Origin of the sequence: Streptomyces sp. CoH27 (assembly GCF_020181035.1) — a bacterium.
Classification (GTDB): Bacteria; Actinomycetota; Actinomycetes; order Streptomycetales; family Streptomycetaceae; genus Streptomyces; species Streptomyces camelliae.
This window is the reverse complement of the sequence record NZ_JAIQYY010000079.1, coordinates 1-5,670: the sequence shown is the minus strand read 5'-3', so window position 1 is coordinate 5,670 and position 5,670 is coordinate 1. Positions and strand designations below refer to the sequence as shown.

Annotated in this window: 7 protein-coding genes and 1 pseudogene; 2 read left to right on the top strand and 6 right to left on the bottom strand. The window is 68.2% G+C overall.

Annotated elements, in window-relative coordinates; all coding sequences use genetic code 11:
• The 3 genes and pseudogenes from LE548_RS44920 to LE548_RS44910 all read right to left on the bottom strand — a co-directional run.
• Window positions 1-413, bottom strand: a pseudogene (locus LE548_RS44920) (Tn3 family transposase); the annotation flags it as partial.
• A 171-nt stretch (window positions 414-584) separates the two neighbouring features.
• Entirely contained in the window at window positions 585-809 is a 225-nt protein-coding gene (locus LE548_RS46350; RefSeq protein ID WP_308031239.1) for a hypothetical protein, read from the bottom strand.
• A 562-nt stretch (window positions 810-1,371) separates the two neighbouring features.
• Window positions 1,372-1,539 carry a hypothetical protein gene (locus LE548_RS44910; protein WP_225102808.1) on the bottom strand — a complete coding sequence of 56 codons (168 nt, stop codon included), beginning with the start codon at window positions 1,537-1,539 and terminating at the stop codon, window positions 1,372-1,374.
• A 121-nt stretch (window positions 1,540-1,660) separates the two neighbouring features.
• Between LE548_RS44910 and LE548_RS44905 the strand changes: the two genes are divergently transcribed.
• Together LE548_RS44905 and LE548_RS44900 are read left to right on the top strand one after the other, a co-directional pair.
• Window positions 1,661-1,909 (top strand): hypothetical protein, encoded by a 249-nt coding sequence (locus LE548_RS44905; RefSeq protein WP_225102807.1) that lies wholly within the window; start codon window positions 1,661-1,663, stop codon window positions 1,907-1,909.
• Between the two features lie 232 nt (window positions 1,910-2,141).
• Complete coding sequence (locus LE548_RS44900; protein WP_225102806.1) at window positions 2,142-2,345, top strand: cold-shock protein; 204 nt, start codon at window positions 2,142-2,144, stop codon at window positions 2,343-2,345.
• Between the two features lie 507 nt (window positions 2,346-2,852).
• Here LE548_RS44900 and LE548_RS44895 read toward each other — a convergent pair.
• The 3 genes from LE548_RS44895 to LE548_RS44885 all read right to left on the bottom strand — a co-directional run.
• Window positions 2,853-3,224: a toxin Doc gene (locus LE548_RS44895; protein WP_225102805.1), complete on the bottom strand. Its 372-nt coding sequence runs from the start codon at window positions 3,222-3,224 to the stop codon at window positions 2,853-2,855.
• Window position 3,225: 1 nt separating this feature from the next.
• Window positions 3,226-3,483 (bottom strand): YlcI/YnfO family protein, encoded by a 258-nt coding sequence (locus tag LE548_RS44890; RefSeq protein WP_225102804.1) that lies wholly within the window; start codon window positions 3,481-3,483, stop codon window positions 3,226-3,228.
• Between the two features lie 234 nt (window positions 3,484-3,717).
• The coding region (locus tag LE548_RS44885) for a tetratricopeptide repeat protein (protein ID WP_225102803.1) at window positions 3,718-5,670 on the bottom strand (1,953 nt) is incomplete at its 5' end.

The following is a 5,670-nucleotide window of genomic DNA, read 5'->3' as shown; positions in this document are numbered from 1 at the left end:
ACGGCACGGTGTCCACGAGAAGCCCTCCCACGATGACCCGAAGATCATCTCACGGGGCCAGGTCAACGTGACAGTGCCGGCCGCAGGATTTACGTGTGTCCAGAACAGCGGGGACAGCGCGCGCCGGTCCGCGTCGGTGAGGGTGTCGGTCCACTTCGGATCGGCCAGGACCTGCTGCATCAGCAGGGTGTTCACCTGTTCAGTCAACAGGTAGACCAGGGCCGACGGAAGCAGGTGCAGCGCGAGCATGCTGACCTCCCGGGACTCCTTGTCCTGCCCGGCCAGGTCGCCGTCCTTGCGTAGAAAAGGTCCTTGTTCGCGGAGTTCCAGTTCTCCACGACCTGCAATCCCTCGTAGATCTCCTGGCGCAGTTCGACGTCGGCGAGGTAGTCACAGACGAACGCCCTGCGCACAGCCCGGCCCAGTTCCGGTCCCGAGGTCGCCGACGTGGTCCAGATGCTTCAGATGATCACGGTGAGCCGGATGATAGGGGTGCTCCCCCGCTCACTCGTCGAACCGGTCCCCCGGCCAGGCCTGGACTGCGTCCCGGTGACCGACGCGCCCCCCGAGGCTGCTATGTCGTGTCAAGCCGCTTGAGGAAGCTCTTCCACGTCCGACCGGGTCGTCTGTTCGAGGATCTTGAAGATCTGGCGGCAGATGTTGCGCTTGAGGCATCGCTGCGCGTCGCGGGGATCGCCACCTCCCGCGACGGGATGCAGCGCGTCGCCGACGGCGGCGGCCGCCTCGCCCCCGACGCCCGCCGCGGCCTGACACACCTCGCCCGCATGAGCGGTGACTTCGCGCCGCACTCGAAGCCGCCCACACCCTGGGCACTCAGGGGCGCCAGCACCGCGTCCTCGGCGACATCTGGTGGCCCCAGGGCGACCTGAACCGCGACTCCTCCCCCAGGTGCCGCTGGATGAACTGATCGTCTAACGGAAGCCGTATCCTCCCCATAGCCTGAAGAGGATGGCGGAGGCCGCGCAGTCCGCGCACCGGGCCGCCGGGTACTGCGGGTTGGAGCATCCGAAGATGACTCGCTATTGCACGCGGGCGCCGCACAGCGATTCGCGGCACGTTTCCTTCTACTTCGGGCGTACCTCTGTCGCCGATGCCAGCCGCACCGAGTGGTCCGAATGACTTCCCGTTCCCGGCCGCGACGCCGACCGCCCCAGGGGCGGGATGATCTCCAGCAGGCTCGCTGACGGCGAATCACCAGGGCCGAGCGCTGGAGACGCGGCCGTCCCTGCCTCCCCCGACGGGGACGGCCGCTCAGGCACCCGCCCTGCTGGGGGCGCCCTAAACTGCGCTCACCACCTTCACGCAGCCCGCTGCGTCCACCCCCGCAGCGGGCCGTCGGTGTTCTTCGGCTCACCGGCCGGAGGGGGCGCAGCCGTCCGTCCAGCAGCCGAAGGGTTCGCCGTGCGTGATCAGGACATACGCCACCGCTATCACTGTCACGACGATCCATATGGCGATCGCCAGGCATACCGACCACAGCCCCCACAGAAGCCACCGCACTTCCCTGCGTATGCGCATGACCCGATCATGTCTTGACGCGCTGTGCGCGGCACCGTCCGGTGCCGGTCCGGAAAGCGAGGCACCTCAGAGCTGAGGGGGAGGCCGCGCGCCCGGGTCGGCAGGGGCGTAGCGTCAGCGCATGGACTTCCGTATCACCGCTGAGGAGGAAGCGCTCGTCTTCCGGCTCGCGGCACTCCTGGACGCCGGCACGCAACCGCGGGAGGCACAGCTCGTCGAGGAGCTGGGCCCGGACATTCGGCAGCAGCTCGAAGGGCTCAAGGCGAAGGGATGGATCCTCGTTCGCGAGGGTGCCGACGGGATGATGGTCGCCGATCTCACCGGGCCGGCATGGAAGGCCGTCCGCAGCCGCCGAGACGTCGGCCGGTAGCTGACCTGCGCAGCCGTCGTGGTCCTAGAGACTCGCTCGCGCGGTTCCGAAAGGCCTGTGACGTGTGGCCGCTCCCGGTGTAGCGTCGATACCAGTAGTCGTGGTTCCGAAGTCCCGTTCGCCCGTGACACACGTCTCGGGCGTTCTTGCTGTTCAGCGCCTCTCCGGACCAAGGCGATCACCTCCGGATCCCGCACGGTGCGGGGCCCGAAATTCCTTGAGGGAGACAGGCATGGCCAGCGGTACCGTCAAGTGGTTCAACGCGGAGAAGGGCTTCGGCTTCATCGAGCAGGACGGCGGCGGCCCCGACGTCTTCGCCCACTACTCGAACATCGACGCCTCCGGCTTCCGCTCCCTGGAAGAGGGCCAGCGGGTCACGTTCGATGTCGCGCAGGGGCAGAAGGGCCCGCAGGCGGAGCACATCCGCCCCGCGTAACGGCGCATGAGGAGACCCCCGGCCGGATGGGTATCGGCCGGCGGTTTCTTGCTGCCCGGCTGGTATCCGAGCGCGCCGTCGGCGGCGGACCCCGTGGGGGCAGCAGCCCATGCAGGTGCGTCCGCCGCGTGTGGGCCGCACGCGTTTTCCTCTGCGACCGGGAACGCGTGGGCTATCCCGTCCGACGCACTGCCTGGATCCTGGCGACGCTCGCCCGGGTGTGCCGCATGCGTGCCAACACCCTACGAACTCCCTGGTCAATGCCGCCGAACCGCATCGTCTACGCGGTTAGGGGACACTGGTCGAATGCACCTCCCCTCCTACTGTGGAGACCGTGACCGGAGGGATAGTTGGGGGTCATGGCGTCCAGGAAGCGCCTCTACGACGCCGAGTTCCGTGAGGGGGCGGTACGGATCGTGACGGAGACCGGGAAGCCGATTCCGGAGGTGGCCGACGGATGCCCTCGAAGGAGGCCGTCCGGGGCGCAGACCGCGCGGGGCCAGGTGGTCAGAGTCGCCAGGAGCGGATGCGGGCGGCGGTGTCGTACCCGTCGGCGCGGCCGGCGTCGATGTCCTGGGCGAGATCGATGAGCGCCCCGTACGGTGGGTCGATGGCCTCGCCCGTGGCGTCCATGTACGCCACGACGATGGCGGCGCCGTACAGGGCGTTGCGGGCCGGGAGCGGGCGCAGCCGGATGACGGCGTGCATGAGGGCGGCCGCGCGCCAGGCGTTGTCGACGATGGCGCCGACTTGTGGGGGGTTGACGCGGTGCCGGGCGATGGCGGCCACGAGGTTGGAGAAGTCGTGGACTTCGGGGTGTTTGGGCAGGACCTCCGCCTGGCGCTCCAGGAGCCAGCGGATGTCGATGTGGAGGTCCACGTCAGGCCGCCCGCCCCTGGTGTCCGGCAGCGTCCAGGCTGGCGGGGGTGTCGTCGGGGAAGGCTGCGTCGAACGCGTCCGCGTTGTCGGCGACGAACTTGCGGAAGATCTCCGCGGCGCCTTCGAGGCGGGGGTCGCGGACCGCGTTGCGTGCGGCCTCGGTAATGAGCGCGGTCACCGTGGTGCCCTCGGCCTCGGCACGCTCCTGCAGCTGGGCGTGGAGCTCTTCGGGGACCCGGATCGTCACTGACTTCGACATACCACGACCGTACAGCAGGGCGTACAGCACGGCGACGGATCCGGCAGAAACGGAACCAGATAGGTCACGTAGTGCGAACGTCAGGGAGACCGAGGGCGTGGTCCACGGCCCGGCGGGCGCGGTAGGCATCGACCAGCGCGGGCTCTCCGAAGCGCCTTGCCGATCGTGCTTGATGTGGTCCTAGAGAAACCCCATCATCGCAGGTCACAAGGCACTTCTTCGTTTCTGGAAGAACTATCCACAGGCATCCAGCCGGTGGATCCGGGCTGAGGCGGTGTTGCTGTCTGGGGCATCGGCACGATGCCGTGCCTCGGCGGCGCGGGGGTTGTCGAGTTGTTCGTACAGGGTGGCTGATTCAGTCCAGGCCTTTCGCGCCTCGGTGATGTTTCCGAGGGCGTAGTGGATGTCGCCGGTGTTGAGCAGGCTCTCGGCTTCCTGCAGGGTGTACCCATAAGTGCGGGCCAGGGCGAGCCGACGTGACTCATAGCTGTGCGCCTTGTCGTACTCGCCGGAGAGGAAGTAGGCCTCGGCGATGTTCCCGACCACGATGACAATCCTGAAGCTGTCGGCTTCCGGGGTGTCGAGGATCTTCAGGGAAGGGAGGAGATGGGCGAGGGCCAGGTCGTAGTCTTTCCTCTTGAAGTGGATGGTGCCGATGTTGCAGTGCGTAGCGCCGATGCGGCCGCGGTCGCCTTCCTTCTGGTAGATCGTCAGTGCCGCCCCGTAGGAGTCGAGCGCCTCAGCGTATTTGCTCTGTTCGCCGAGGACCTTCCCCAGGCCGTTGAGCACGTAGGCCTTGTCGTGCTCGTCGCCCGCTCCACCGCACAGGTCCACTGCCCTGCGCATGCAGGCTTCGGCCATGTCCAGGTAAGCGCCAGGGCGGCGACGCCCCAGCTCGGCATAGGTCCATCCCAAGTTGCAGAGGGCCCGCCCCTCGGCGGGGCGGTTGCCCGCCTTCCTGGCTGATTCCGCGGCCATCTGACTTACCCGGACGGCGTCGGCATCTCTGCCGCTCTCAGAGTGGAGGCGATACAGACTGCGGCCCGTCTGCCAGGCTGCGTCGTGGAACCCGGAGGCGGCGGCGGTACTCATGAGGTGCTCCAGATTGGTCTCCTCATCCGCCAGCCATGCCAAGGCCGCGTCGTGCGAATCCAACGGTGCCGGATCGCTTACGCACGGCACGGTGGGCGGGTCAGCCACTTTCTGGAGCGCGGTCAGTGCCTCGTAGACGCTGTGCGTGTACCAGGAAGTGATCCTGGCGAGGGCCGCTTCCTTGACCGCCTCGTCGTCCTGTCCTACCAAATCGAGGGCGTAGGCACGCAGCAGGTCGTGGAGTTCGAAACGCCCGCTGCGCCTTTGCTGCAGCAGATGCTCGTCCAGGAGCAGTTCCAGCGCCTCGGTGGCCTCGCCGACGGTGCTGCCCGACAGCGCGGCTACTGCCCCAGCACTGAATTCCGGACCCGGATGAAGCCCGAGCAAACGGAACAGCTGCTGCGCAACGTCCGGGAGCGCCTGGTAGGAGCTGTCAAACACGGGGCGTATCGCGCGGCCGCCGGCGCGGATCGCCTCCAGCCGCCCGGCCTGCACCCGGTCGGCGAGTTCCGGAAGGCTCCACGCCGGCCGGGAGCGCAGCCGCGCCGCGGTCAGTGCCAAGGCCAGCGGGAGACGGTCGCAATACTCCACGATCCGGGCGGCCGCCTCGGGTTCGGCCGTGACGCGCTCGCGGCCAGCAATCCGCATCAACAGGCTCAAAGACTCGGCTTCGGAGAAGGCGCCGATCATGTGTGGGGAGGCGCCATCCAGACCAGCCAGGCTGCGGCGGCTGGTGATCAGCACGAGGCAGGCAGGACCGGACGGGATCAGGTCGCGGACCTGGTCCTCATCGGCGGCGTTGTCCAGCAGCACCAAGGCGCTGCGATCCCGCATTCGGTCGCGGAACATCGCCGCCCGCTCGTCCCCGCTCCCGGGGATCTGCTGCGCCGGTACGCCCAGCTGCCGCAGGAAGGCCTCCAGGACCGCCGACGGGTCCGCGGGCGGGAACTCGGGGTCGAATCCCCGCAGGTTCACGTGCAGTTGCATGTCAGCGAAGTGGCCGGCGCGTACCAGTTCGTGGGCGGCGTGGATGGCGAGCTGGGTCTTGCCCACCCCGGCCATGCCCTCGATGGCGGAGACCACCACCGCGTTCGC